The organism is Neomesorhizobium albiziae, from assembly GCF_900114255.1.
In the GTDB taxonomy this organism is placed as follows: domain Bacteria; phylum Pseudomonadota; class Alphaproteobacteria; order Rhizobiales; family Rhizobiaceae; genus Neomesorhizobium; species Neomesorhizobium albiziae.
The window spans coordinates 36,244-59,767 of sequence record NZ_FOSL01000004.1 but is presented as its reverse complement, the minus strand read 5'-3'; the positions used below and the strand labels follow the sequence as shown (position 1 = coordinate 59,767).

The window sequence follows — 23,524 nt, the reverse complement described above, 5'->3', positions numbered from 1 at the left end:
GCCGCCTGTTCGAAGTTCCACGTTGATTGCGGGACACGAAGCGGCGGCTGAAGACCATCTGCTGTGAATGTTGATGGCCCGGACCTTACACTGGATTTTCGCGTTTGGGGGGTCGAATCTTGCTCAGGTTGCAGCGGCTTCTCAGAGCGCCATCGCATGCCTGAGCTGGCTCGGCACGATGCCGAAATGCGCTGCGAACTGGCGACGAAAATGGCTGATGTTTTCAAAGCCGATGGCCCAGCCGATCTCGGCGACCGTCATTGTCGACGTCATCAGAAGCCGCCTGGCAAGATCGATGCGGCGGGCGATGACATACTGATAGGGCGCAAGACCGGTGGTCGCCTTGAAGCAGCGGGCAAAGTGGAACGGGCTCAACCGGGCGATCGCCGCCAGATCCTCCAAGGCGATGCGGCCACGCAGGTTTTCCTCGATGTATTCGCCGATGGCGTCAAGGGCGCGGCTGTCCATGCGGGTCGCCGGCAGGTGCGCGTCCTGGACGTCGATGCCGTATTGCCTGGCGAGCAGGCGGCGGATGAGGAGATGCGCCAGGCAACTGGCTTCCATGTCGGATATGTGCAGATCGGCCGTGCAGGCGCGTCGCATGATATGGGCGACGCCCAGCATGACCGGGTCGTGGTCGAGCACGATGGGTTCGAGCTCGATCGGGCCGGCATGGGCCTCGCCCGCCAGTTTCTGCAGCAGCGAAATGTCGGGATACATGACGATGGAATCGCTGTATTCGCCGACCCGCAGCCAATTGATGGGCTCGGCGCCGCGCACCAGCGCTGTGCCCGGCGCCACAGCGATCTCGCACAACCGCTTGCCGAACTCGACCGCGGCGTTGCGATGCCCGGAAAAGATGACTTCGATGCTATCGGGCTGGGTGGCTTCCAGACCGTCAAAAGGCGGCAACAGGTAGAAGCCGACACGCAGTCCCGGCCAGCTGCGCTTGATGGTCTGAGGCGTGAATGGTGCCCAGTCCATCTCACCATTCAGCTTTTGGCTTGTGCCCTGGCATTCTTCGAGCGCTCGATGCCCTCGACGATCATGCGCTTGGCGACGGCGGCATCATGCCAGCCCTCGATCTTGACCCACTTGCCGGGCTCCAGATCCTTATAATGCGCGAAGAAATGCTCAACCTGCTGGCGGGTGATCTCGGGCAGGTGGGTGTATTCGGTGACGTTCTCGTAGCGCAGCGTCAGCTTGGGCGAGGGTACGGCGATGATTTTCTCGTCCTGGCCGGCGTTGTCTTCCATGATCAGCACGCCGATCGGCCGCACATTGATGACACAGCCGGGAACCAGCGCCCGGGTGTTGCAGACCAGCACGTCGACCGGATCGCCGTCGCCCGAAAGCGTGTGCGGCACGAAGCCGTAATTGCCGGGATAGCGCATCGAGGTGTGCAGGAAGCGGTCGACGAACAGCGTGCCGGCTTCCTTGTCCATCTCGTATTTGATCGGCTCGCCGCCGATTGGCACTTCGATGATGACGTTGACGTCTTCGGGCGGATTCTTGCCGGTGGCGATGGCGTCGATGCGCATAAATGGTTTCCTTGATGTGGTGGAGCACCGAATAGCGATATGCCGCGCCGCGCGCAATGGCGACGCAACATTGGCTCTTCACGGATGAATACAGGAAGACTCAGGAATTGGAGGGATCAATCCCAGACGAAGGCGACCTTACGCAGCGCCTTCTGGTCGAACACCTCGACGCCTTCGGCGACATCGCGGCCGCCTGCGCCGGCGTAGAAGTCGATCGCGTTGGAGTTTTCCTCGAGCGCCCAGACGACCATGCCCCGCAATCCGTGCGAGGCAAGCTTTTCACGCGCCGCCGAAAACAGGCGGCTGCCGAGCCCGATGCCCTGGCACTCGGGACGCAGGTAGAGTTCGTAGATTTCGCCCTGCTGGGGAAGCTCGCGGGCCCGGTTGCGGCCAAGCGTGGCATAGCCGGCGACCTTGCCCCCCACCTCGACCACCAGCACGGAGGCGGCGCGGCGAATCGCCTGCGCCCACCAGTCACGGCCCCGCCGGTTTATCATCGCGTTCAGGGCCCGGTGCGGAATAATGCCGGCATAGGCGCCTCGCCACGCTTCGTGGTGCACGTCGGCGATTGCGTCCGCGTCCCTCGGTTCAGCCTTGCGAATATCTACCGTCAGCGTGGTCATGATTTGTTAACCATAGCTGCGTCGGCAGCCAAAGCGCAAGACGACCAAGAGTAGCAGTCAACCTTTCGCACAAGCGACAAAACGGGGGTCAGATCTCGACCAGATGATCGTCCAGTTCGTTGATGTCGTCTTCGCCGACGGGAAAATGCGTCGAAAGGAGGACGCCGACCGTTTCGATGGCCCCGACGAAGCCGTCGGCCAGCCGGCCTTCGCGCGCACCTTCGACAAGTTGCGTTACCACGCCGTCCCAGGTTTCCTGCGGGACTTTCTGGTTGATGCCGGCGTCCGCCACGATCTCGGCATATCGTTCCGCCAACGAAACGAAAAGCAGAACGCCGGTACGCGCGGTGGTGATGTGGACATTGCGGGCGAGGAACTGCTTCACCGCGTTGGCATGCGCATGACGGTATTTCAGCCGACGCGGCACCAGCCAGATGCGCAGCCGCGGAAACAGGAACAGCACCAGAAGCGCGGTGGCGAAGGCCAGCAATTGCGCTGCGACAAAGACGTGCATCTTCAGGTCGTACCACCAGTATTCGAGCAGGAAGGCGATAACCAGGCCGACGGCCAGCATGGCGAGCGCCAGCATGAAAGCCGCGGGGAAGAAGTAGCTGTCGCTGGATCGGGCAACGACACAGTAGATCTCGCCGGCGGTCTTGTCCTCGGCGTTGCGAATCGCTTCGGTGACACGGGCGTGTTCGTCTGGCGACAAGGTTTCGGTCATCGCTCTCCCCTACCAGCTTCCCGACGAGCCGCCGCCGCCGGACGAACCGCCACCACCCGAAAACCCGCCGCCGCCACTGCTGCCGGATGACCAACCACCGCCCCCCGATGACCAGCCACCACCGCCGCCGCCCCAGCCGCCTGACGAACGGCCTGAACCGGAGTTGTAGCTGAAATCCATGCCCAGCCAGCGATAGCGGCCGGGGCCGATCTTGCGGCCGAAGATCGGCGGCAGGATCGCCATGGCGAAGCCGCCGAAGAAGATGGTGCCCCAGATCACAAGGAAAATGACGACCTCGACCGGGATGCCATCGCTTTCCTGCCGTTCGTTGCGTTTGGCGCGCGCTTCGAGTTCGGCGGCGTTGCCTTCCAGCACCATGACCATGTCGTCGACGGCGCCCGATATGCCAGCCGAAAAGTCGCCGGCGCGGAAGGCCGGCACCATCGTGTTTTCGATGATCAGCTTGGTGTGCAGATCGGTCAGCGTGCCTTCGAGCCCGTAGCCGACCTCGATGCGCATCTTGCGGTCGTTCTTCGCGACCAGCAGCAGGACGCCGTTGTCTTCGCCGGCCTGACCGAGTTTCCATGCCCTGAACAGGCGGTTGGCATAGTCTTCCAGCGGCTCGCCATCGAGGCTGGGAATCGTGGCGACGACGATCTGGTCGGAGGATTTCTGCTCGAAGGCCTGCAGTTTCCGGGTGAGTTCGGCTTTCGTCGCCGGGTCGATCATGCCGGCATTGTCGACCACGCGGCCGGTAAGGGCCGGCAGTTCGGCGGCAAGCGCGGCGAGGGGAAGGAGGAGGACAAAGAGAAGGGCGCCGAGCAACGTAAGGCAGGCGCTCCATGTTGCCCCCCTCTGTCCTGCCGGACATCTCCGCCTCAAGGAGGGAGATCGGCTGTCATCCATGTTTCTGCCAGTTTCAAGGGCTGAGACCGCGCCGAAGCTGCCAATCTCCCCACCTCTGGGGGAGATGCCCGGCAGGACAGAGGGGGGCGCGAAGAAACGCAATGTTGACGGGCTCAAATTGGCTGGCGGGGACCTACCCGCCCTGCTTCGGCGCGCCGAAATCGACCTTCGGCGTCTCCATCTTGTCCTCTGCGACCGTGAAATTCTGGAACGGCTCGTTATCGGTAAACCAGAGTTTTGCCCAGATGATCGACGGGAAGGTCTTTAGCGTTGTGTTGTAGACGCGTACCGTCTCGATATAGTCGCGCCGGGCCACCGCGATGCGGTTCTCGGTGCCCTCGAGTTGCGCCTGAAGCGCGAGGAAGTTCTGGTTGGCTTTCAGGTCGGGATAGTTCTCGACCACGGCGAGCAATCGGGAAAGGGCGCTGGTCAGGCCCGCCTGGCTGTCCTGGAAAGCCTTGAAAGCATTGGGATCGCTTAGCGTCTCCGGGGTGACCGTCACTTGCGTCGCCTTGGCGCGCGCCTCGACCACACCTTCCAGCACCTCTTTCTCATGGCTGGCATAGCCCTTCACCGTCTCCACCAGATTGGGGATGAGGTCGGCACGGCGCTGATACTGGTTGAGCACCTCGCTCCAAGCAGCCTTGGCCTTTTCTTCTTCCGTCGGAATTGTGTTGTAGCCGCAGGCGGAAAGAACAGGCAGGACAAGCATCAGGAACAGCACTGCCGGCAGGACGCGCAGGCTGGAAGGCAAAGACGCTGTTTGGGCGAACATCGGTAATTCCTCGCATGACGATCGACGCCACGACCATAGTCACATTCGCCGTGCAAGGAAACGCTATGCGGCGTGTTGTTGCCGTTGCGGATTGCCCATGGCTGGGGCTTGCTGGCCCAGACGACCGCCCTGAAAACCGATTCCTGTTTTCGGAGCCATGGGCTAAGCTAACAGATATGGGGACGGAGACAGATGAGCGGCAGGGATAAGGACAGCGAAGCCGAATCACGGCGCATTCTCGACCGTGCTGCGGGCGAATCCGATCTTGAGTCGTCGATAATTTCGCGCACGGTATCCCGCGTCCGCAATCACGTAGCCGCGGAGGATGCTGACAAGGATGACTGGGCGGAATATTGGGGAACCCGGATCGGCCGCGGCATAGGCATGGCGATCGTCGTCGGTCTGGTGGTCTGGTTTTTCGTCTTTCTCATGCGCGGATAGAATTCATGGAAATGCAGCAGACCGATACACCGCGCGCGGTGATCGTCATATCGAGCCATGTGGCGCGCGGTTCTGTGGGCAACCGGGCTGCTGTCTTCGCGCTTGAGACGCTTGGCTTTCCGGTCTGGGCAGTTCCGACGGTGATCCTGCCGTGGCACCCCGGTCATGGCCGCGCAACACGTATCGTTCCGGGTACGGAACAGTTTTCCAGCCTGCTCGGCGACCTTGAAAGGGCGCCCTGGCTGGGCGAAGTGGCCGCCGTGCTGTCGGGTTACCTGGGCGATGCCAGGCAAGCGACCGCGGTTGCCTCGCTGGTTGCCGCGGTGCGGGTGAAGAACCCCAAGGCGCTCTATGTCTGCGATCCCGTGATGGGCGACGTGGGCGGCCTCTACGTGCCGCAGGAGATTGCGGAGGCGTTGCGCGACACCTTGCTGCCGATCGCCGACATCGCCACCCCCAACCGTTACGAACTGGCGTGGATGGCCGGCGCCGAACTCGGCGACATCAAGTCGGTGATGGCCGCGGCACTGGTCGCGGGGCCGTCGACCATGCTGGTCACCTCGGCGCCGGCGATGATGGCCGGCGGCACCGGCAACCTGCTTCTGACCGCTTCGGACGCGCTGCTTTCCGAACACCGCATCATCGAGCGGCCGCCCAACGGGCTCGGCGACCTGACGGCGGCGGTTTTCCTGGCCCGGCTGCTCGACGGCCAGCCGGCCGCCAAGGCGCTGCAATCGACGACGGCCTCGGTGTTCGAAATCCTGGCGCGCACCGCCAAGCGCGGCGCCGACGAACTGACGCTCGAAACCGATGCGCAGAGCCTGTCGCATCCGATGGCGATGGTGCACCTGCGCCATCTCATGCACCCGGGCAAGGATCGCCGGGCCTGATGCCGACGATCGCCGGCGTCGACGGCTGCAAGGCCGGCTGGGTCACCGTGGTGCTGGCGCCGGGTAGAGAACCGGAGGCTTCGGTGTTCGCACATTTCGCCGCGCTGGTCGCGTCGTTGCCGGACGACGCCGTCATTGCCGTCGACATGCCGATAGGGCTGCCCGACTTCACCCGCCATGGCGGGCGCGGGCCGGAGGTACTGGTGCGGCGCCTGCTCGGCGAGCGGCAGTCGAGTGTATTCTCCATCCCTTCGCGCGCCGCCGTTTACGCCGTCGACGAGGCGTTTTCCACGATCGAGCGCTGGTATGCTGCGCATCGCGAGGCCAGCCGCATCGCCCGCGAGACCTCGAATCCGCCGCGCGGCGTCTCCATCCAGGCGTTCGGCATCTTTTCCAAGATCCGCGAACTCGACCGTCTGTTGATCGCGCGACCCGAACTGCGCGGCAGGGTCGTCGAATCGCATCCGGAAGCGGCGTTCCGGCAGCTGAACGGCGGCAGGCCGATGGCGTTGCCGAAAAAGATCAAGGGCAGGATCAATCCGGCCGGCATGGAGGAGCGCAAGGCGCTGCTTGCAAGATGCGGCCATTCGCGGGCATTCCTTGCTTCGCCAGCTCCGCGGGGCGCAGGCGAAGACGATTTTCTGGATGCCGCCGCGATGATGCTGGTGGCGCAGCGCTTCGCGCAGGGTGAAGCTGTTAGTTTCCCCGATCCGCCAGGAGCCGACAGTTTCGGCAATCCGGTCGCGATCTGGACCTAGGAGCCATGAGTTGAAAATGAAAGGAAATTGCCATGAAGGCGCGCATTAAGTGGGTTGAGGGCCGGACGTTCGTCGGCGAGTCCGGCACCGGGCACAAGGTGGTGCTCGGCACCGCTTTCGGCGAGGATGGGCGCACGCCCGGCCCGAGCCCGATGGAGATGGTGCTGATCGGTACCGGCGGCTGCTCGGCCTACGATGTCGTCCACATATTGGAGAAGGGCCGCGAGGCGGTAGAGGATTGCGTTGTCGAGATGGATGCCGACCGCGCCGAAACCGATCCCAAGGTTTTCACCCGTATCCACATGCATTTCATCGTGAAGGGCAGGAACCTGGCGACGGCCAAGGTGCAGCGCGCCATCGACCTGTCGATCGAGAAATATTGCTCGGCCTCTGCGATGCTCGCCAAGACGGCCACGATTACCCACGATTTCGAGGTGATCGACACTTGATCGACGCTGACGTTTGCCGTTAATTGCCCGCCGATGTCCAATCTCCCCGACCAACTCCTCGCCGGTTACCGCAACTTCATGGGCGGCCGTTATATTTCCGAGAGCGGCCGCTATCGCGAATTGGCGCGAGAAGGACAGACGCCGGAAACGATGGTGATTGCCTGCTGCGATTCGCGCGCAGCGCCCGAAGCGATCTTCGACGCTGGACCGGGCGAACTGTTCGTGGTGCGCAACGTCGCAAATCTGGTGCCGCCCTACGCGCCGGACGGCGAGTACCATTCAACCTCGGCCGCACTCGAGTTCGCGGTTCAGAGCCTGAAGGTGAAGCACATCGTGGTGATGGGCCATGGCCGCTGCGGCGGCATCAAGGCAGCGCTCGCCCCGGACGCCGAACCGCTGTCGCCGGGCGACTTCATCGGCAAGTGGATGAGCCTTGTCGCGCCGGCAGCCGACGCGGTCAGCGGCAATACCATGATGACGGCAGGCGAGCGGCAGACCGCGCTGGAACGCATCTCGATCCGCTATTCGATTGCCAATCTGCGGACGTTCCCGTGCGTCAAAATACTTGAGAGCAAGGAAAGGCTGTCGCTGCACGGCGCCTGGTTCGACATCTCGACGGGCGAGCTCTGGGTGATGAACCGCGAGACCGGCGATTTCGAGCGGCCCGACCTGGATTGAGGCTGGCATTAAACCGGCGCTGTCGGAGGCGACGCACTACAGCGCGGCGCGCCGAATGGGATTCGGCGGCCGCGCTGTAGCTTCTTGTTTGCGCATGTCGTTATCGCAAAACCGCTGCACACTTTTGCGCGACATGCGTTAGGCTATAATACCGCCCGGAGGACGAGAAGATGACTTTGTCACGCTTCTTCCTGGCCATGGGTGCGGCATTGCTGCTGGCGGTTTCGGCGCGCGCCGACGAGGCTGTCATCGACCGCTGGTATGCGGCGCTGCTGGCCGTCGACCGCACGGCGATCTCGGATCTGCTTTCCGACGACGCGCGCATAAGGCTCGACGATCTGGGCATCGAGCAGAGCAAGGCCGAGTTCGTCGCTTCCATGGACGAATGGCAAACGGCGGGCGCCGGCGCGACGATCCGGCACAAAGTGGAGAAGACCGAGGCCGGCGTCGTGACCGTGATTGCTTGTTATGATTTTCCGGCGAACGACATCCTGATGCGGGAAACCTTCGCCATCGCCGGCAACGCTATCACCGCAAGTTCGCAAGCGGCGGTCGCGGAAAACTGCGACGCCTATTGAGCGATCGGCGGCTCGATCCGTTCGCGCGGCGAGATCACCGGCTGCACCGGTTCGGGCAAGCGCCGCCATAAGAACCATGCGATGACGGCGGTGAAGCCCATCGTCGGGATGACGGTGGCCATTGCCACCACCGCGTCGCCCAGCCACGCGGCAATCATGCCGCCGAGCAGGCCCGATCCCATCTGGACAAAACCGGTGAGCGATGCCGCCGCCCCGGCGATCTTCGGGAACGGCGCCATTGCGGCGGTGGTCATCGCCGGCATGACGAAGGCGATGCCAAACGCATAGGCGCCGACAGGGCCCATCACGGTGAGCAGGGAAGGCTCCTGGAGCCGCAGCAAGGTGGCCAGGAGCACGCTGCCGATGGCGACAAACCCCAGCCCGATCGGCACCAGGCCGAAAGCGCCGAGCCGCGGCATCAGGAAGCGCACAGCCACCGAACCGGTAAAGAACATGCCGGTCTGAGCCAGCATGGAGGCGCCGAACGCGGTCGGCGACAGGCCGACCCGGTCGATGAGGATGAAGGAAAGTATGGTGGCCTGCGCATAGATCGCCCCGGTGGTGCCGGCTATGATCAGGCTGCACAGCACGAAGTAGCTGCTGCCGAACAGCGTGTAATACGATGCGAGCAGCGCCCTCGGACGGATGCGCGAGAGATCGCGGGTCACCGTTTCTCGCAAGCCGAAAATCGCCACCAGCACGATGGATACGCCCATTACGACCATCAAGATGAAGACGGCATGCCAGCCGAAAAACTCCATGGTGACGCCGCCGATCACCGGCGCAAATGCGGGTCCGATGGCAAGTATCATGCCGATCAGGTTCATGATGCGCGCCGAGCGATCCTGGGTGAAGAGATCGCGCACGATGGCGCGCGACATGGCGACGCCGACAGCCGCGCCTATGCCCTGCATGAAACGGGCGGCAATCAGGATTTCAATGGTCGGTGCAAACAGCGCCATAAGGCTGGCGGCGAGATAGATGCCCATGAAGGCGACGGTAACCGGTCGGCGTCCGAACCCATCCGAAAGCGGCCCGCAGACGAGCTGCGCGAGGGCAAAGCCGGCGAAATAGAGCGAGATCGTCATTTTCACCGCAGCCTCGGTGGTGCCGAAGGCAGCGACGAGTTCCGGCATCGCCGGGGTGAACAGCGCCATCGAAACCGGTCCGATGGCGACCAGAAGGGCGCCGATCAGGCTGACCCGGCGTTCACTCATCAGCGGCGCTATCTCCTGCTGGTTCATGATGCCGAACCCGGAGATCGCCGCTGCGGCTCGCCGCGTTGTTCTGCCAGGTTATTGCGCACTGTTTTCAGCACCGACAGGAAGCGCTCCCATTCGGCCGGGTCGATGCCGCGCGCCGCCCTGTGCCGAATCGAGGCCGACATCGACTGGATATCGCCGATCACGGCGTCGGCGGCTTCGGTGATCTCGATCAGATTGGCACGGCGATCGGCGGGGTCGGGCCGGCGGGTGACCAGACCGCGCGCCTCCAGCCGATCGAGGAAGCTGCTCAGGGTCATCGCCTCGACGCCCATGCGCTCGGCCAGCACGTTCTGGCGTACGCTGCCGGCGCGCGCAGCATGGATCAAGGTGCGTCCCTCACCCGCCGTCAGGCCGATGCCTGTCTCGCCGATACGGCGGTCGAGGTCGGCGCGGATCAGCCGTGAAATGTCGGTCGCCAGAAATCCGAATGTGTCGGTATCAATCTTGCGTGCCATCGAATTTAATAAGCTTACCTGATTATCATGATCCCTTATTGATTCGTCGACCCGGCGTCAAGACGGTTGCAGCGGCGGAGCAGTCGACCTACATCGGTTGCGTCATTCTCCATGGCGATGGAAAACCATCCCAGCACGAAAGAGCCTTCATGTCCGAGAAACGGCCAGACCTCTCCGCCCATCCGCTTACGCACTGGACCGGGCCGCTCGGCCTGCCGGATTTTTCGAAACTGACCGATGATGCTTTCGGGCCGGTTTTTGATGCGGCACTTGCCGCCCATGACGCGGAAATCGACAAAATTGCAGGAAACGTCGCGGCGGCGACCATCGACAACACGCTCGCCGCGCTCGAATTGTCAGGGCGGGCGCTCGACCGCGTCTCCTCTATCTTCTGGTGCCGGGCCGGCGCCCACACCAATGACGAAATCCAGGCGATGGAGCGTGAGATCGCGCCGAAGATGGCCAAGCACTGGTCGGCAATTTCGATGAATGCCGCCCTTTTCGCCCGCATCGACGCGCTTTACCAGAAACGCGCCGACCTCGGGCTCGATGCCGAGACGTTGCGGGTCCTGGAGCAGAGCTGGAAGAATTTCGTGCGCGCCGGCGCGAAGCTCGGCGATGCCGGCAAGAAGCGGCTCTCGGCGATCAACGAGGAGTTGGCATCGCTGGGCGCGACATTCGGCCAGAACGTGCTGGCCGACGAGAAGGAATGGGCGCTGTTCCTCGATGCCGGCGACGATCTTGCCGGCCTGCCGGAGTTCTTGAAGAGCGCGATGGCGGAAGCCGCAGAATTGCGCGGCCAGAAGGGCAAATACGCCGTCACGCTGTCGCGCTCGATCTACGAGCCGTTCACGACGTTTTCCGAGCGGCGCGACTTGCGCGAAAAAGCCTTCCGCGGCTTCGCCATGCGTGGCGAGAATGGTGGCGCTACCGACAATACCGCCGTGGTGAAAAAGACGCTCGAGCTGCGCGCCGAGAAGGCGAAGCTGCTCGGCTACGCCAACTACGCGGCGCTGAAACTCGACGACACGATGGCGAAAACGCCTGACGCGGTGTTCGGCCTGCTCGATCCGGTCTGGGACAAGGCGCGCGAGAAAGCCGCCGAGGACCAGGTCGAACTGCAGCGGCTTGCTGCCGCTGGGGGCCACAACCATGCGATCGCCGGCTGGGACTGGCGCCACTACGCGGAAAAGCTGCGCACCGAGCGCTTCGCCTTCGACGAGGCGGCGCTGAAACCCTATCTCCAGCTCGAACGCATCATCGAAGCCTGTTTCGACGTGGCGACCAGGCTGTTCGGCATCCGTTTCGAGGAAAAGCGGGGGATCGCGACCTGGCATCCCGACGCACGGGTCTTCGAGGTGAAAAACGCCGACGGCAGCTTGCGCGGTACGTTCGTCGCCGACTATTTCGCACGGCCGTCGAAGCGCTCCGGCGCCTGGATGAGCGCGCTGGAATCCGGCCATAAGCTGGGTAGCGGCGCCAGGCCGATCATCTACAACATCATGAACTTCGCCAAGCCACCTGCTGGCGAACCGGCGCTGCTGTCGGTCGACGAGGCAAAGACGCTGTTTCATGAGTTCGGCCACGCGCTGCACGGCATGCTGACCGAGGTGACGTGGCCGTCGGTCGCCGGCACCTCGGTGTCGCGCGACTTCGTCGAACTGCCGTCGCAGCTCTACGAACATTGGCTGACCGTGCCCGAAGTGCTGGCCAAGCACGCGCTCCACTACAAGACCGGCGAGCCGATGCCGAAGGAACTGATCGACAAGATGCTGGCGGCCCGCACCTTCAATGCGGGCTTCAACACGGTCGAGTTCGCTTCTTCCGCGTTGGTCGACATGGCCTATCATTCGCGCCCCGATGCCCCGGAGGATCCGCTTCGTTTCGAAGCCGAAACGTTGAAGAAGCTGGAAATGCCGGATGCGATCATCATGCGCCACCGCACGCCGCACTTCCTGCATGTGTTTTCAGGCGACGGTTACTCGGCTGGCTATTATTCCTACCTGTGGTCGGAGGTACTCGATGCCGATGCCTTCGCGGCCTTCGAGGAAACCGGCGATGCCTTCAACCCGGCGCTTGCCGAAAAACTGAAGGAACACATCTATGCCGCCGGCGGCTCGGCCGATCCGGAAAAGCTCTACACCGCATTCCGGGGCAAGATGCCGACGCCGGATGCAATGATGGCCAAGCGCGGGTTGCTCTAGCCCGGCCTTTCCCGCAGACAGCTCGCCTCAAACCTGGCGAGGACCGGGCATTGCCGCATAAGGGCGTGTCCGGCTCCGGTTTTTGCACCGTGGGCAAAACCGAGGGCGCGGCGTAGCGGCCGGGGCCCGCCGCTTCAGGTCCGAACCAAAGATTCTCCTCCTATCCTGCCAAAGGCGCACTGGCCTTGCAGTGCGTCAACAGGTAGTGTTTGTTCGACAAACGTTGCCGATGGTAGGAATCGCCTTAGCCAGGTCATGCTGATCGAGCCGCCCCAAACAATTGGGTACAAGCGACCACGAGCCTTACTCCGGCTGCTGGCGCTGCTTCTGCTCGCGCTGGCGATCGCGGAGGTGCCGTTTGGCACCGCAAGGGTTTCCGCGCAGGCAAGCGAACCGGCCGGAAATGCGTGGCTGGCGCAGCCTGACACCGGACCTGCACGTCATTCCCTGTCGGAAAAAACGGCTCTGGAAATCTGGGTCGACGCAACTCTTCAAGCCGTCACCAGCTATCCCTACGGCCATACCGACGAACCGGTTCTGGCGGCGGCAGGCCCAGGGGGCGGACAGATAAAATGCGTTGCCGCGCACGGCTCCCTGCTTGCCACTTATGTCTTTCCGGTGTCGGCCTGTCTCAGCAGCGCCCGCGACCCGCCTTTGACGGCCTGACTGCCTGCTTCCACGGAAGCCGCAACCCAAACCAACAATTTGCCGCTCCCGCATGCCGACGCTTCAATGGCCGATCGCGGCAACCATAGTCAGGAAAACATCATGTCAAAGACCCATCCGCTCGGATTCCGCATCGAACGCGATATCAAGGAAGCCCTTGTGAAGGCCGCCAAGGACGACCATCGCTCGGTCTCCTCTCTTGTCGAACTGGTGATGGCGCGCTGGCTTCGCGAAAGAGGCTATCTCGTCGACAGCAAGGATAAGGCCGCCTGACCGGCGTATCATACTAAGGTCATAATCCCAAAGCCGCGCTGGTTCGTCCTGCCAGCCGGCGTTACTAAAACATCGCGAAAGTTGCTCGCGCGTCGTCGGAATTCTTCGGTCGTGCGAGCAACGGATGTTTTTGGGAGGACACACAATGGCAATGGCATCGACGGCCGGTGGCGCAAGCCGCGGCATGACGAGAGAGGAAAAGAAGGTCATCTTCGCTTCCTCGCTCGGCACCGTGTTCGAATGGTACGATTTCTATCTCTACGGATCGCTCGCCGCCTTCATCGGCGCGACCTTCTTCGCCTCCTATCCGGAAGCGACACGCAACATCTTCGCGCTGCTGGCTTTCGCCGCAGGCTTCCTGGTGCGCCCGTTCGGCGCGCTGGTGTTCGGCCGCATCGGCGACCTTGTCGGCCGCAAATACACCTTCCTGGTCACCATCCTGATCATGGGCCTGTCGACCTTCCTGGTCGGCCTGCTGCCGGGCTCCGCTACCTGGGGCATCGCGGCGCCGGTCATCCTGATCGCATTGCGCATGCTGCAGGGCCTGGCGCTCGGCGGCGAATATGGCGGCGCGGCGACCTATGTCGCCGAGCATGCACCTGACGACAAGCGTGGCTTCTACACGTCATGGATCCAGACCACGGCGACGCTCGGCCTGTTCCTGTCGCTGATCGTCATCCTCATCGTGCAAGGCTCGATGACCAAGGAAATGTTCGCGGCCTGGGGCTGGCGCATTCCGTTCCTGCTTTCCTTCATCCTGCTCGGCATTTCGGTCTGGATTCGGCTTTCGCTGAACGAGTCGCCGACCTTCGTGCGCATGAAGGAAGAGGGCAAGGGCTCCAAGGCCCCGTTGTCGGAAGCCTTCGGCCAGTGGAAGAACGCCAAGATCGCCATCCTGGCGCTGCTCGGCCTCACCGCCGGCCAGGCCGTTGTGTGGTATTCCGGCCAGTTCTACGCGCTGTTCTTCCTGCAGAACGTGCTCAAGGTCGACGCCCGCTCGGTCAACATCATGATCGCGATCGCGCTGGCGCTCGGCACGTTCGGCTTCATCCTGTTCGGCTGGCTGTCGGACAAGATCGGCCGCAAGCCGATCATCATGGCCGGCCTGGCGCTCGCCATCGTCACCTACTTCCCGCTGTTCAAGGCACTGACCTGGGCCGCCAATCCGGCGCTCGCCACCGCGCAGCAGAACACGCGGGCAACGGTGACAGCCGCTCCGGGCGACTGCAAGTTCCAGTTCAACCCGGTCGGCACGGCGAAGTTCACGACGTCTTGCGACATCGCCACTTCGTTCCTGACCCGCAATTCCGTTCCCTACGATGTGGTCGCGACCGCAGCGCCGGGAACTGCTGCAACCGTCAAGATCGGCGAGGAAACGGTAACGTCCTATGATGCGGTTGCCGCGGGCGACAAGGCGGCCGGTCTCGGCAAGGCGTTCGAGAAGGCCGTCAACATTGCCCTCCATGACGGCGGTTATCCGCTGGTTCGCGGCGCGGCAACGGTTGCCGACCAGAAACTCGACGCCTTCATTGCGGCCAATCCGGAAGTCACCCTGGATGCCGCGGCGATCCGCGCCGGCGAGAAGAAGACCATTCCTCTCGACCAGGCGGTGAAGGACAAGGTGTTGACCGCGGAAGAGGCGGCTGGCGCAACCGAGATCACGGCCTACAGCATCCCGGCTGCCGGCGCCTTCACGATGGTTGCGGCTGCCGACCAGGTGAACTGGCCGATGGTCATCGCCATCCTGTTCGTGCTCGTCATCTATGTGACGATGGTGTACGGCCCGATCGCGGCGATCCTGGTCGAGATGTTCCCGACCCGCATCCGCTACACCGGCATGTCGCTGCCTTACCACATCGGCAACGGCTGGTTCGGCGGCCTGCTGCCGGCGACAGTCTTTGCCATGAGCGCGGCGAGGGGCGATATCTACTACGGCCTCTGGTATCCGATCGCCATAGCCGCGATGTCGCTCATCATCGGCACGCTCTTCGTCAAGGATACGCTGGGCACCGATCTGCACGCCAAGGACTGAACGGCTGATCCGAACCGAAATTGCACCCGGCGCGGCGACGCGCCGGGTGTTTCCGTCTGGCGGCATCGCGACGTCACGGAAGTTTCAACAAAAATTCACGCAACTGAAATCGTCCTGCCACCCGGGCAACGGAGTGTGCGCGCTCCGTTCAACGCCATCCCGGAGACAGCCATGAACCCCCGCCTGAAACTGACCCGCCGCGCTTTCGTGACCTCGGCGAGTGCCGCCGGCCTTGTCGGCGCCTCCGGACTGGCGCTTCCCTTCTATTCCCGCGCCAATGCGCGGCCCCAGTTCACCCACGGCGTGCAGTCCGGCGATGTCGACACCACCTCCGGCGTGATCTGGACACGCGCGGACCGGCCTTCGCGCGTCATGTTCGAAGTGTCGACCACCGAAAGCTTCGCCAATGCGCGCAAGCTGGCGACGCTCGACGCCGTGCCGGAGAGCGATTTCACGGCGAAGCGGCTCCTGACCGACCTCGCTTCGGATCAGGATATTTTCTACCGGATGACGCTTGCCGATCTGTCCGACCTCAATGTCGTCTCGGAACCGATCGTCGGCCGCTTCAAGACGGCGCCGATGTCGAAGCGCGACATCCGTTTCGCCTGGTCCGGCGACACGGTCGGCCAGGGCTGGGGCATCGACGACAAGGGCATCTACACCTATGCGACGATGGCGAAACACACGCCGGACTTCTTCCTGCATTCGGGTGACACGATCTATGCCGATGGGCCGTTGAAGGCGGAAGTCGACCTGAAGGACGGCACCAAATGGCAGAACAAGGTGCTTACCGAGGAGAAGAGCAAGGTCGCGGAGACGCTCGCCGAGTACCGTGGCCAGTGGAAATACAACATGATGGACGAGCATTGCATGGCCTTCAACGCCGTGTGCCCGACCTTCTTCCAGTGGGATGACCATGAGGTGGTCAACAACTGGTCATCTTCGAAAGACCTGACGGCGGATGACCGCTACAAGGAAAAGTCGGTGGCGCTGCTGCAGTCGCGCGCCGCGCGCGCCTTTCATGAGATGACGCCGATCCGCTTCACGCCGGCCGAACCGGGCAGGGTCTACCGCAAGATCGCCTACGGGCCGCTGCTCGACGTGTTCTTCCTCGATTTGCGCTCCTATCGCGGCCCCAATGGCGACGCCGTCGAAACCGAGATGACGCCGCAGTCGCGTATTCTCGGCGAAGAGCAGGTGAAGTGGCTGAAGCGCGAGCTGGCCAATTCCAAGGCAACCTGGAAGGTGATTGCCTCGGACATGCCGCTCGGCATCATCGTATGGAATGACGCGGCCAACAAGAAGGGCGCCGAAGCGATCGCCAACGGCCAACCGGGAGCTGCAAGCGGCCGCGAACTCGAGATCGCCGATCTCCTGCGCTACATCAAGACCGCCGGCATCGACAACACGGTCTGGTTCACCGCCGATGTCCACTACACCGCCGCGCACTACTACAATCCCGACAAAGCGGCATTTCAGGACTTCAACCCGTTCTGGGAGTTCGTCTCCGGCCCGCTGCACGCCGGCACGTTCGGTCCCGGCGATCTCGACCCGACCTTCGGGCCCGAGCTGAAATATGTGAAGGCGCCGACCGCCGAGCAGGGTCAGAACCTTCCGCCTTCGGCCGGTCTGCAGTTCTTCGGCCTGGTGGACATTAACGGCGCCGGCGAGCAGATGACGGTGCGGCTGATGGATCGCGACGACATCGAGCTCTACAAGGTGACGCTCGATCCGGTCCGTTCGGCCTGATTGCCTTCCTGGAGCGGTTCACGATTCCATGGAATCGTTCAGCCGCTCCAGGTCTTCGTTTTGTCGCGTTTCCGAACCGGAAAACCGCTACTCACTTTTCCTGGAAACGCTCTTGGCGGCGCCTGCATGACGATGGCCAGCCGTTCGGCCGGCCATCGTTGCCCGTCAAGCCGCGCTGACCAGTTGCGATTGGCCGGCGATGGCGATCGTCGATCCCTGCGGCACGACGCGCACCTGCAGTGGCTGGGCGCGGCCGCGAATGTCGACTTCGCGGATATCGAAGGCGGAAAGGTCGAGGCCCGAGAGCCGCACCGCCTGTTCGGAGACGACCACCGAGGCGTCCAGCTCCTTGGCGACCAGTTCGAGCCGGCTGGCGACGTTGACGGTGTCGCCGATGGCGGTGACGTGCATGACTTCGCGGTAGCCCATCGCGCCGACGATGGCCGGGCCGGCGTGGATGCCGATCGCCACCCGCAGCGGCGCATTGATCTCGCCGGCGAGCTCGTCGTTGAGCCGCTGGAGGTCATCGAGGATGACGGCCGCGGCGACCAGGGCCTGCCGGCAGGCCTCGACATTGGTGGTGTCGACGCCGAACAGCGCCATTGCGCCGTCGCCGATGAATTTGTCCATGCGTCCGCCCGCTTGTTCGACAGCCTTCCCAACCATTGCAAAATAGCGGTTGAGGAGGAACACGATATCGAAGGGAAGCCGGTGATCGGAGAGTTCGGTGAAGCTCCTGATGTCGCAGAAAAGGATGGCGATCTCGCGCTCGCGGCCGGGCGTTGCAGGCTGCGTGGCAAGCGTAAGTGCGCGGCGGCGGTCTGGAATGAGCAGCGGCGTGACGCTGAGATCGCTGGTTGGATGCAGCTGGCAGGCGAGCCGAACGTCCGGGTCGGCGCCAATCCTGGCAAGTGTCGCCCGTTCGATCGGACCCGCGGGAGGCATATCGTCCAGTCCCTCGGATATCTTGATGCGGCAGGTCGAGCAGCGGCCTTTGCCGCCGCAGACCGCATAATGCGGGATGCCGCCCATGCGGCTCGCCTCAAGCACGCTGTGGCCTTTGGCGACACGCACGACATGGCCGTCGGAATAGCGGATCTCAACGAGGTTGCGGCGTTCGCGCCGCATCCGCAACGCCCGCAGCGCGAATACCGCCGCCAGCATCGCCGCGAACGAGCCCCTGACTGCCGGCAGAAGCCAGCCTTTCACGCGTACGCCCTGCTCGATGATTGCGGGGTCGACAGCCGACGCGACGTAGTCGGTTTCCGCCACCGCCCTGCCGCCATCGGCAAAGCCGAGCAAGGCCAGCACGGGAACAAGCACGGCGGCAACTAGCAGCCAGGGCGCGGCGCGCGGATACCAGGGCCGGTAGCGCAGCCAGAAATACAGGCCGAGGCAGCCATGCCCCCACACGACGACCACAGCAACCGCCTGCCAGAACCCGACCACGGGATTGTCGATCCACAGCGCCCGCAATACGTATTTATAATCATCCTCGACGCCGGTCAGCGTATGCATGACGCGGGTGCCGATGACGTGTTCGGCCAGCAAAAGCGGTATCGCCAGCCCGAAAAACACCTGGAGGGCCTCGCGCGCCGGCATCACCAGCGAACGCCGCCGGTAGAGCGCCAGGAGCACCAGCAGGAGATGGACGACGACAGCGCCGTAAAGGACGACGCTACCCAGCGGATTGCGCCAGATCAGCAGGAACCACGGGCGGACGGCCTCCGCCGCCGGAATGGATACCAGCAACAGCGCGTGGTTCAGGAGGTGCATGGTGACAAAAGCCATCAGCACCAGTCCTGATGCCAGCCGGGCTGTCCGCAGCTTCTTGTCGGACAGCCATTCTTCCGCTCGAGCCTGCGATAATTGCGGTACGGCCATAGGCAGTTCTGTACTCCTTGTTGACAGCCTGCGGCAGAGATTCGGCAGTTTCGGCCAATAAGCGCCAGCTGCCGCGTCCGGTCAATCCACGGTTGCCATCACGAAACCGTGGAGCTGCATTGCTTGCCGCGCCAATCCGTCCCCCTTTCGCAGCTGCGAAAAAACCTGTATGAGCGCGCCAACGAAATTGGGCGCCATCGGTTCGCGCCCCTTAATCTCCCGAGTGAAACCATGAATCTCCGCAATATCGCGATCATCGCACACGTCGACCATGGGAAAACCACGCTGGTCGACCAGCTTCTGAAGCAATCCGGCTCGTTCCGCGAAAACCAGCGCGTCGCTGAACGTGCGATGGACTCGAACGACCTCGAAAAGGAGCGTGGCATCACCATCCTCGCCAAGGCGACCTCGGTCGACTGGAAGGATACCCGCATCAATATCGTCGACACTCCGGGCCACGCCGATTTCGGCGGCGAGGTGGAGCGCATCCTGTCGATGGTGGATTCGGCCATCGTGCTGGTCGACGCCGCCGAAGGCCCGATGCCGCAGACCAAGTTCGTCGTCGGCAAGGCGCTGAAGGTAGGCCTGCGGCCGATCGTGGTGATCAACAAGATCGATCGCCCCGATGCCCGCCATGTCGAGGTGGTCAACGAGGTGTTCGATCTTTTCGCCGCGCTCGACGCCACCGACGAGCAGCTCGACTTCCCCATTCTCTATGGCTCGGGCCGCGATGGCTGGGTCTCGGAGAACCCGGAGGGTCCAAAGGACCAGGGCCTGGCGCCACTGTTCGATCTCGTGCTCAAGCACGTTCCGGCGCCGACCGTTCACCCCGGTCCATTCCGCATGATCGGCACCATCCTGGAAGCCAACCCGTTCCTCGGCCGCATCATCACCGGCCGCATCGAGAGCGGTTCGCTGAAGTCGAACCAGGCCGTAAAGGTGCTGCACCATGACGGCTCGTTGCTCGAAACCGGCCGGGTCTCGAAAATCCTGGCCTTCCGCGGCCTGGAACGCCAGCCGATCGAAGACGCGCAGGCGGGCGACATCGTCGCCATCGCCGGCCTGTCGAAAGGCACCGTCGCCGACACCTTCTGCGACCCGTCGGTGACCGAGCCGCTGCACGCCCAGCCGATCGACCCGCCGACCGTCACCATGTCTTTCCTGGTCAACGACAGCCCGCTCGCCGGCACCGAAGGCGACAAGGTGACCAGCCGCGTCATCCGCGACCGCCTGCTGCGCGAAGCGGAAGGCAATGTGGCGCTGAAGATCGAGGAATCGGCGGACAAGGATTCCTTCTTCGTCTCCGGCCGTGGCGAATTGCAGCTCGCGGTGCTGATCGAGACGATGCGCCGCGAAGGCTTCGAGCTTGCCGTGTCGCGCCCGCGCGTCGTCATGCAGAAGGGCGAAAACGGCGAACTCCTGGAGCCTGTCGAGGAAGTCGTCATCGACGTCGATGAGGAGCATGCCGGCGTCGTCGTGCAGAAAATGTCGGAGCGCAAGGCAGAGATGATCGAGCTGCGTCCCTCGGGCGGCAACCGCCAGCGCCTGGTCTTCCATGCGCCGACCCGCGGCCTGATCGGCTATCAGTCGGAACTTCTGACCGACACGCGCGGCACGGCGGTGATGAACCGGCTGTTCAATTCCTACCAGCCCTACAAGGGCGAACTGCCCGGCCGCACCAACGGCGTTTTGATCTCCAACGAACAGGGCGAGTCCGTCGCCTATGCCATGTGGAACCTCGAAGACCGCGGCCCGATGGTCATCGACCCGGGCGTCAAGGTCTATCAGGGCATGATCATCGGCATCCACTCCAGGGACAACGACCTGGAGGTCAACGTTCTCAAGGGCAAGAAGCTGACCAACATCCGCGCCGCCGGCAAGGACGAGGCGGTCAAGCTGACGCCGCCGATCCGCATGACGCTGGAGCGGGCGCTCGCCTGGATTCAGGACGACGAGCTGGTCGAGGTGACGCCGAAGACCATCCGCCTGCGCAAGCTCTATCTCGACCCGAACGAGCGCAAGCGGTTCGAGAAGACCAGGGTAAGCGGCGCGGCCTGAAGACAGCCTCGGCGCTTCGCCTTCCGGCGTCGGCGCGTTATGCTCCCGGTGACGAGGAGCATGCATGCCGAGCCGGACATACCAGCTTTTTGCCGAAGCCATGGCGGCGCGCCGGCCGGTCGTTTGCATGTATGACGGCTATCCGCGCGCCATCTGCCCGATCATCCTCGGCCATTCCGACGGAGCCGAGAAGGCGCTTACTTTCCAGTTCGACGGGCTGGGCAGCAAAGGGCCGGTGCGCGGTGACTGGCGTTGCCTCGAGTTGGACAAGGTCAGCCATGCCGAGTTGATCGACGGGCCTTGGCATTCCGGTCAGCGGCACAGCCAGGCGCAAAAATGCGTCGGGGATGTCGACCTCGACGTCAACCCGGACAGCCCATACGATCCGAAGCGGCGGCTCGGCAAGCCGTAGCGGCTAGCAAGATCGCCCTGGCCCCCAGCCTCGACGAAAAGCGCAATTTGTGGCAAAGACGCACCGGTTTGGAGGAGTTTCGTCATGCAGCTCACCTCGCTTCTCATTTTCGCCGCCGCATTGTTCGTCGCCGCCGGGTCGCCCGGCCCATCGATTGCGGCCCTTGTGGCGCGGGTGATTTCCAAGGGTTGGCGCGACGTGCTGCCGTTTCTCGCGGCGATGTGGATCGGCGAGGCGATCTGGCTGTCGCTTGCGGTGTTCGGGCTGGCCTTCGTGGCGCAGACTTTTCACTACGCCTTCCTCGCCCTGAAATGGGCGGGCGTGGCGTATCTTCTCTATCTCGCCTGGAAGATGTGGACCGCGCCGGTCGCGGTGGCGGAAGGCGCGCTGCCGGAGAAGGATTCGCTGGCAAAACTTTTCTTCGCCGGCATGGCCGTGACCCTCGGCAATCCGAAGATCATGATGTTCTACCTGGCGCTCCTGCCGACCATCATCGATCTTGGATCGGTCACCGTGCTCGGCTGGGCGGAACTGACTGCAACGATGGTGGTGGTGCTGATCGCGGTCGATGTAGCCTGGATCGTCGCCGCCGCCCAGGCACGGCGTCTCCTGAAAAGCGCCCGCGCCATGAAGATCGCCAACCGCATCAGCGCCGCGACGATGGGCGGTGCTGCGGCTGCGATCGCCGCGCGCTCCTAGAGCCCCCCTTCACGCTCCCCATGTGGGAAAAGTACAGAGTTAATCCGACACCCTGTCCGCCGGATAGGGTGTCGGCCACAGCACGGCCATGCCACCGATCAGGAACACAAGGATCATCGCCATGCCGAGGCGCGGCGAACCGCTGAGCGCGGTGACCGTCGCCACCAGGAGCGGCCCCAGGAAACTCGTAGCCCGGCCGGCCAATGCATAGATTCCGAAGTAGCGCCCCGCCTCGGCGGACGTGACGCTGCGCGCCAGATACGAGCGCGACGACGCCTGCACCGGACCGAATGCCAGGCCGATCAGCAGGCCGAAGACGATGTAGGCCTTTTCCGCCGGCGTTCCGAACAGCCCGCCCGTGTCGGCGCCCGGCAGCATCAATGCGCCGAACAGAGTATAGCCTGGCCCGGTCGAAACGATGCCCACCGTGGCGATGATCAAAAGCCCCAGCGCGATCATCACCACGGCTTTCGAGCCCAGCCCGGTGTCGAGCCGGCTGGCGACGAGACAGCCGAAAATCGCAACGACGTTGAGGATGATCCCGAAAACGCCGATCTCGGTGATCGACCAGCCAAACATTGCCGCCGCGAATACGCCACCGAGGCCGAGCAGCGCGTTGACACCGTCCTGGTAGATCATCCGCGCGATCAGGAAGCGCAGGATACCTGCGCGCCGGCGCACTTCGCCAAGTGTCGATTTCAGCTCCGCGAGGCCCTCGCGCACCGCCGGACCGACAGGCATACCTTTCCTGCCATCGGGGGTGAAGAAGAACATCGGCAGGATGAAGACGAAATACCACAGCGCCGACAGCGGGCCGGTGGCGCGTGCATCCTCGCCGAGGCTGGGGTCGAGGCCGAACAGCGGATCGGCGCCGATGATCGTCTTGCCCGTTTCCGGCGAGCCTGCAAGCAGCGCGACGACGAAGATCAGCGCGATCATGCCGCCGAGGTAACCAAGCCCCCAAGCGATGTTGGAAATCTTGCCGATCTCGGCCTTGGGCACAAGCCGGGGCATCATGGAATCGTTGAAGACGGTCGAGAACTCCGCCGCGATCGAGGCCAGCGAGAAGAAGAAGACGGCGAAGAACAGGCTTGATCCGGGTGCTGCAAACCACAGCATGCAGAGGCTGAAGATCTTGATCGCCGCGAAGACCGCGATCCACGGCTTGCGCGGGCCGGTCTGGTCGGCGATGGAGCCGAGCACCGGCGACAGGATGGCGATGACGAAGCCGGCCGCCGCGATGCCGTAGCCCCAGGCCGCCTGCCCCATGGCCGGATCGGCAGCCATGCGCGAGACGAAATAAGGACCGAAGATGAATGTTGTGACCACCGTGAAGAACGGTTGCGCCGCCCAGTCGAAGAGCATCCAGCCCCAGATGCCTCGCCGCGGCGCGCGCCGGGTTTCGGCGGCGGAAACCGCATCCATGCTTTCAGCCATGTCCCCTCCCGCGAATACCGCCGGTGT

The 23,524-nt window shown here is 63.5% G+C and carries 24 protein-coding genes; 14 read left to right on the top strand and 10 right to left on the bottom strand.

Annotated features, from left to right (window positions below; genetic code table 11):
* Nucleotides 1-141 precede the first annotated feature (141 nt).
* From F3H98_RS08675 to F3H98_RS08650, 6 genes are all read right to left on the bottom strand, one after another.
* Nucleotides 142-984, bottom strand: a complete 843-nt coding sequence (locus F3H98_RS08675) for an AraC family transcriptional regulator (RefSeq protein WP_149759744.1) — start codon at nucleotides 982-984, stop codon at nucleotides 142-144.
* Nucleotides 985-992: 8 nt separating this feature from the next.
* Nucleotides 993-1,541, bottom strand: coding sequence for an inorganic diphosphatase (ppa, locus tag F3H98_RS08670; RefSeq protein WP_149759743.1), 549 nt, complete (start codon nucleotides 1,539-1,541; stop codon nucleotides 993-995).
* Nucleotides 1,542-1,657: 116 nt separating this feature from the next.
* Nucleotides 1,658-2,164, bottom strand: a complete 507-nt coding sequence (locus F3H98_RS08665) for a GNAT family N-acetyltransferase (protein WP_149759742.1) — start codon at nucleotides 2,162-2,164, stop codon at nucleotides 1,658-1,660.
* A gap of 88 nt (nucleotides 2,165-2,252) precedes the next feature.
* The gene (locus tag F3H98_RS08660) at nucleotides 2,253-2,888 is read right to left on the bottom strand and encodes a TPM domain-containing protein (protein WP_149759741.1); all 636 of its coding nucleotides are present in this window, start codon (nucleotides 2,886-2,888) and stop codon (nucleotides 2,253-2,255) included.
* Nucleotides 2,889-2,897: 9 nt separating this feature from the next.
* A complete protein-coding gene (locus tag F3H98_RS08655; protein ID WP_188130373.1) occupies nucleotides 2,898-3,794 on the bottom strand; it encodes a TPM domain-containing protein in 897 nt (298 codons plus the stop codon).
* Between the two features lie 133 nt (nucleotides 3,795-3,927).
* Nucleotides 3,928-4,569 (bottom strand): LemA family protein, encoded by a 642-nt coding sequence (locus F3H98_RS08650; RefSeq protein ID WP_149759739.1) that lies wholly within the window; start codon nucleotides 4,567-4,569, stop codon nucleotides 3,928-3,930.
* A gap of 192 nt (nucleotides 4,570-4,761) precedes the next feature.
* On the opposite strand from F3H98_RS08650, the gene F3H98_RS08645 reads away from it, so the two are divergent.
* From F3H98_RS08645 to F3H98_RS08620, 6 genes are all read left to right on the top strand, one after another.
* The gene (locus F3H98_RS08645) at nucleotides 4,762-5,010 is read left to right on the top strand and encodes a hypothetical protein (protein WP_149759738.1); all 249 of its coding nucleotides are present in this window, start codon (nucleotides 4,762-4,764) and stop codon (nucleotides 5,008-5,010) included.
* Nucleotides 5,011-5,015: 5 nt separating this feature from the next.
* The gene (gene pdxY, locus F3H98_RS08640) at nucleotides 5,016-5,900 is read left to right on the top strand and encodes a pyridoxal kinase PdxY (protein ID WP_149759737.1); all 885 of its coding nucleotides are present in this window, start codon (nucleotides 5,016-5,018) and stop codon (nucleotides 5,898-5,900) included.
* Nucleotides 5,900-6,658, top strand: coding sequence for a DUF429 domain-containing protein (locus F3H98_RS08635; protein ID WP_149759736.1), 759 nt, complete (start codon nucleotides 5,900-5,902; stop codon nucleotides 6,656-6,658). Before pdxY ends, F3H98_RS08635 begins: the two co-directional genes overlap by 1 nt.
* 32 nt (nucleotides 6,659-6,690) lie before the next feature.
* Nucleotides 6,691-7,107 carry an OsmC family protein gene (locus tag F3H98_RS08630; protein ID WP_149759735.1) on the top strand — a complete coding sequence of 139 codons (417 nt, stop codon included), beginning with the start codon at nucleotides 6,691-6,693 and terminating at the stop codon, nucleotides 7,105-7,107.
* A gap of 33 nt (nucleotides 7,108-7,140) precedes the next feature.
* Nucleotides 7,141-7,785 carry a carbonic anhydrase gene (locus tag F3H98_RS08625; protein WP_149759734.1) on the top strand — a complete coding sequence of 215 codons (645 nt, stop codon included), beginning with the start codon at nucleotides 7,141-7,143 and terminating at the stop codon, nucleotides 7,783-7,785.
* Nucleotides 7,786-7,955: 170 nt separating this feature from the next.
* Entirely contained in the window at nucleotides 7,956-8,363 is a 408-nt protein-coding gene (locus F3H98_RS08620) for a nuclear transport factor 2 family protein (protein WP_149759733.1), read from the top strand.
* Here the strand turns inward: F3H98_RS08620 and F3H98_RS08615 are convergent.
* Nucleotides 8,357-9,580: a multidrug effflux MFS transporter gene (locus F3H98_RS08615; RefSeq protein ID WP_425294824.1), complete on the bottom strand. Its 1,224-nt coding sequence runs from the start codon at nucleotides 9,578-9,580 to the stop codon at nucleotides 8,357-8,359. The genes F3H98_RS08620 and F3H98_RS08615 overlap by 7 nt on opposite strands.
* A 23-nt stretch (nucleotides 9,581-9,603) precedes the next feature.
* Complete coding sequence (locus F3H98_RS08610; RefSeq protein ID WP_149759731.1) at nucleotides 9,604-10,083, bottom strand: MarR family winged helix-turn-helix transcriptional regulator; 480 nt, start codon at nucleotides 10,081-10,083, stop codon at nucleotides 9,604-9,606.
* Between the two features lie 149 nt (nucleotides 10,084-10,232).
* Between F3H98_RS08610 and F3H98_RS08605 the strand changes: the two genes are divergently transcribed.
* The 5 genes from F3H98_RS08605 (at nucleotide 10,233) to F3H98_RS08590 (ending at nucleotide 17,007) form a co-directional block, all read left to right on the top strand.
* Entirely contained in the window at nucleotides 10,233-12,287 is a 2,055-nt protein-coding gene (locus F3H98_RS08605) for a M3 family metallopeptidase (RefSeq protein WP_149759730.1), read from the top strand.
* Nucleotides 12,288-12,542: 255 nt separating this feature from the next.
* Entirely contained in the window at nucleotides 12,543-12,953 is a 411-nt protein-coding gene (locus F3H98_RS08600) for a hypothetical protein (RefSeq protein ID WP_149759729.1), read from the top strand.
* A gap of 102 nt (nucleotides 12,954-13,055) precedes the next feature.
* On the top strand, nucleotides 13,056-13,226 hold the full coding sequence (locus tag F3H98_RS31030; protein ID WP_188130372.1) for a hypothetical protein: 171 nt from the start codon (nucleotides 13,056-13,058) through the stop codon (nucleotides 13,224-13,226).
* A 145-nt stretch (nucleotides 13,227-13,371) separates the two neighbouring features.
* Entirely contained in the window at nucleotides 13,372-15,258 is a 1,887-nt protein-coding gene (locus F3H98_RS08595) for an MFS transporter (protein ID WP_149759728.1), read from the top strand.
* A gap of 171 nt (nucleotides 15,259-15,429) precedes the next feature.
* Nucleotides 15,430-17,007: an alkaline phosphatase D family protein gene (locus F3H98_RS08590; protein WP_149759727.1), complete on the top strand. Its 1,578-nt coding sequence runs from the start codon at nucleotides 15,430-15,432 to the stop codon at nucleotides 17,005-17,007.
* Between the two features lie 165 nt (nucleotides 17,008-17,172).
* Here the strand turns inward: F3H98_RS08590 and F3H98_RS08585 are convergent, their stop codons facing one another.
* Nucleotides 17,173-18,891, bottom strand: coding sequence for an adenylate/guanylate cyclase domain-containing protein (locus F3H98_RS08585; protein WP_149759726.1), 1,719 nt, complete (start codon nucleotides 18,889-18,891; stop codon nucleotides 17,173-17,175).
* 231 nt (nucleotides 18,892-19,122) lie between these two features.
* Here F3H98_RS08585 and typA point away from each other — a divergent pair, with 231 nt between their 5' ends.
* From typA to F3H98_RS08570, 3 genes are all read left to right on the top strand, one after another.
* A complete protein-coding gene (gene typA, locus F3H98_RS08580; protein ID WP_149759725.1) occupies nucleotides 19,123-20,949 on the top strand; it encodes a translational GTPase TypA in 1,827 nt (608 codons plus the stop codon).
* A gap of 64 nt (nucleotides 20,950-21,013) precedes the next feature.
* Nucleotides 21,014-21,361 (top strand): hypothetical protein, encoded by a 348-nt coding sequence (locus tag F3H98_RS08575; protein WP_149759724.1) that lies wholly within the window; start codon nucleotides 21,014-21,016, stop codon nucleotides 21,359-21,361.
* An 84-nt stretch (nucleotides 21,362-21,445) separates the two neighbouring features.
* Entirely contained in the window at nucleotides 21,446-22,060 is a 615-nt protein-coding gene (locus F3H98_RS08570; RefSeq protein WP_149759723.1) for a LysE family translocator, read from the top strand.
* A 39-nt stretch (nucleotides 22,061-22,099) separates the two neighbouring features.
* Here the strand turns inward: F3H98_RS08570 and F3H98_RS08565 are convergent, their stop codons facing one another.
* Complete coding sequence (locus tag F3H98_RS08565; protein WP_188130371.1) at nucleotides 22,100-23,497, bottom strand: MFS transporter; 1,398 nt, start codon at nucleotides 23,495-23,497, stop codon at nucleotides 22,100-22,102.
* Nucleotides 23,498-23,524 lie beyond the last annotated feature (27 nt).

Coding starts and splice junctions, on each gene's coding strand:
- F3H98_RS08570 (WP_149759723.1), top strand. CDS start 21,446: ATGCAGCTCACCTCGCTTCTCATTTTCGCCGCCGCATTGTTCGTCGCC.
- F3H98_RS08600 (WP_149759729.1), top strand. CDS start 12,543: ATGCTGATCGAGCCGCCCCAAACAATTGGGTACAAGCGACCACGAGCC.
- pdxY (WP_149759737.1), top strand. CDS start 5,016: ATGGAAATGCAGCAGACCGATACACCGCGCGCGGTGATCGTCATATCG.
- F3H98_RS08620 (WP_149759733.1), top strand. CDS start 7,956: ATGACTTTGTCACGCTTCTTCCTGGCCATGGGTGCGGCATTGCTGCTG.
- F3H98_RS08665 (WP_149759742.1), bottom strand. CDS start 2,164: ATGACCACGCTGACGGTAGATATTCGCAAGGCTGAACCGAGGGACGCG.
- F3H98_RS08625 (WP_149759734.1), top strand. CDS start 7,141: ATGTCCAATCTCCCCGACCAACTCCTCGCCGGTTACCGCAACTTCATG.
- F3H98_RS08590 (WP_149759727.1), top strand. CDS start 15,430: ATGAACCCCCGCCTGAAACTGACCCGCCGCGCTTTCGTGACCTCGGCG.
- F3H98_RS08675 (WP_149759744.1), bottom strand. CDS start 984: ATGGACTGGGCACCATTCACGCCTCAGACCATCAAGCGCAGCTGGCCG.
- F3H98_RS08565 (WP_188130371.1), bottom strand. CDS start 23,497: ATGGCTGAAAGCATGGATGCGGTTTCCGCCGCCGAAACCCGGCGCGCG.
- F3H98_RS08610 (WP_149759731.1), bottom strand. CDS start 10,083: ATGGCACGCAAGATTGATACCGACACATTCGGATTTCTGGCGACCGAC.
- F3H98_RS08645 (WP_149759738.1), top strand. CDS start 4,762: ATGAGCGGCAGGGATAAGGACAGCGAAGCCGAATCACGGCGCATTCTC.
- F3H98_RS08650 (WP_149759739.1), bottom strand. CDS start 4,569: ATGTTCGCCCAAACAGCGTCTTTGCCTTCCAGCCTGCGCGTCCTGCCG.
- F3H98_RS08595 (WP_149759728.1), top strand. CDS start 13,372: ATGGCAATGGCATCGACGGCCGGTGGCGCAAGCCGCGGCATGACGAGA.
- ppa (WP_149759743.1), bottom strand. CDS start 1,541: ATGCGCATCGACGCCATCGCCACCGGCAAGAATCCGCCCGAAGACGTC.
- F3H98_RS08575 (WP_149759724.1), top strand. CDS start 21,014: ATGCCGAGCCGGACATACCAGCTTTTTGCCGAAGCCATGGCGGCGCGC.
- F3H98_RS08635 (WP_149759736.1), top strand. CDS start 5,900: ATGCCGACGATCGCCGGCGTCGACGGCTGCAAGGCCGGCTGGGTCACC.
- F3H98_RS08630 (WP_149759735.1), top strand. CDS start 6,691: ATGAAGGCGCGCATTAAGTGGGTTGAGGGCCGGACGTTCGTCGGCGAG.
- typA (WP_149759725.1), top strand. CDS start 19,123: ATGAATCTCCGCAATATCGCGATCATCGCACACGTCGACCATGGGAAA.
- F3H98_RS31030 (WP_188130372.1), top strand. CDS start 13,056: ATGTCAAAGACCCATCCGCTCGGATTCCGCATCGAACGCGATATCAAG.
- F3H98_RS08660 (WP_149759741.1), bottom strand. CDS start 2,888: ATGACCGAAACCTTGTCGCCAGACGAACACGCCCGTGTCACCGAAGCG.
- F3H98_RS08615 (WP_425294824.1), bottom strand. CDS start 9,580: ATGAGTGAACGCCGGGTCAGCCTGATCGGCGCCCTTCTGGTCGCCATC.
- F3H98_RS08585 (WP_149759726.1), bottom strand. CDS start 18,891: ATGGCCGTACCGCAATTATCGCAGGCTCGAGCGGAAGAATGGCTGTCC.
- F3H98_RS08655 (WP_188130373.1), bottom strand. CDS start 3,794: ATGGATGACAGCCGATCTCCCTCCTTGAGGCGGAGATGTCCGGCAGGA.
- F3H98_RS08605 (WP_149759730.1), top strand. CDS start 10,233: ATGTCCGAGAAACGGCCAGACCTCTCCGCCCATCCGCTTACGCACTGG.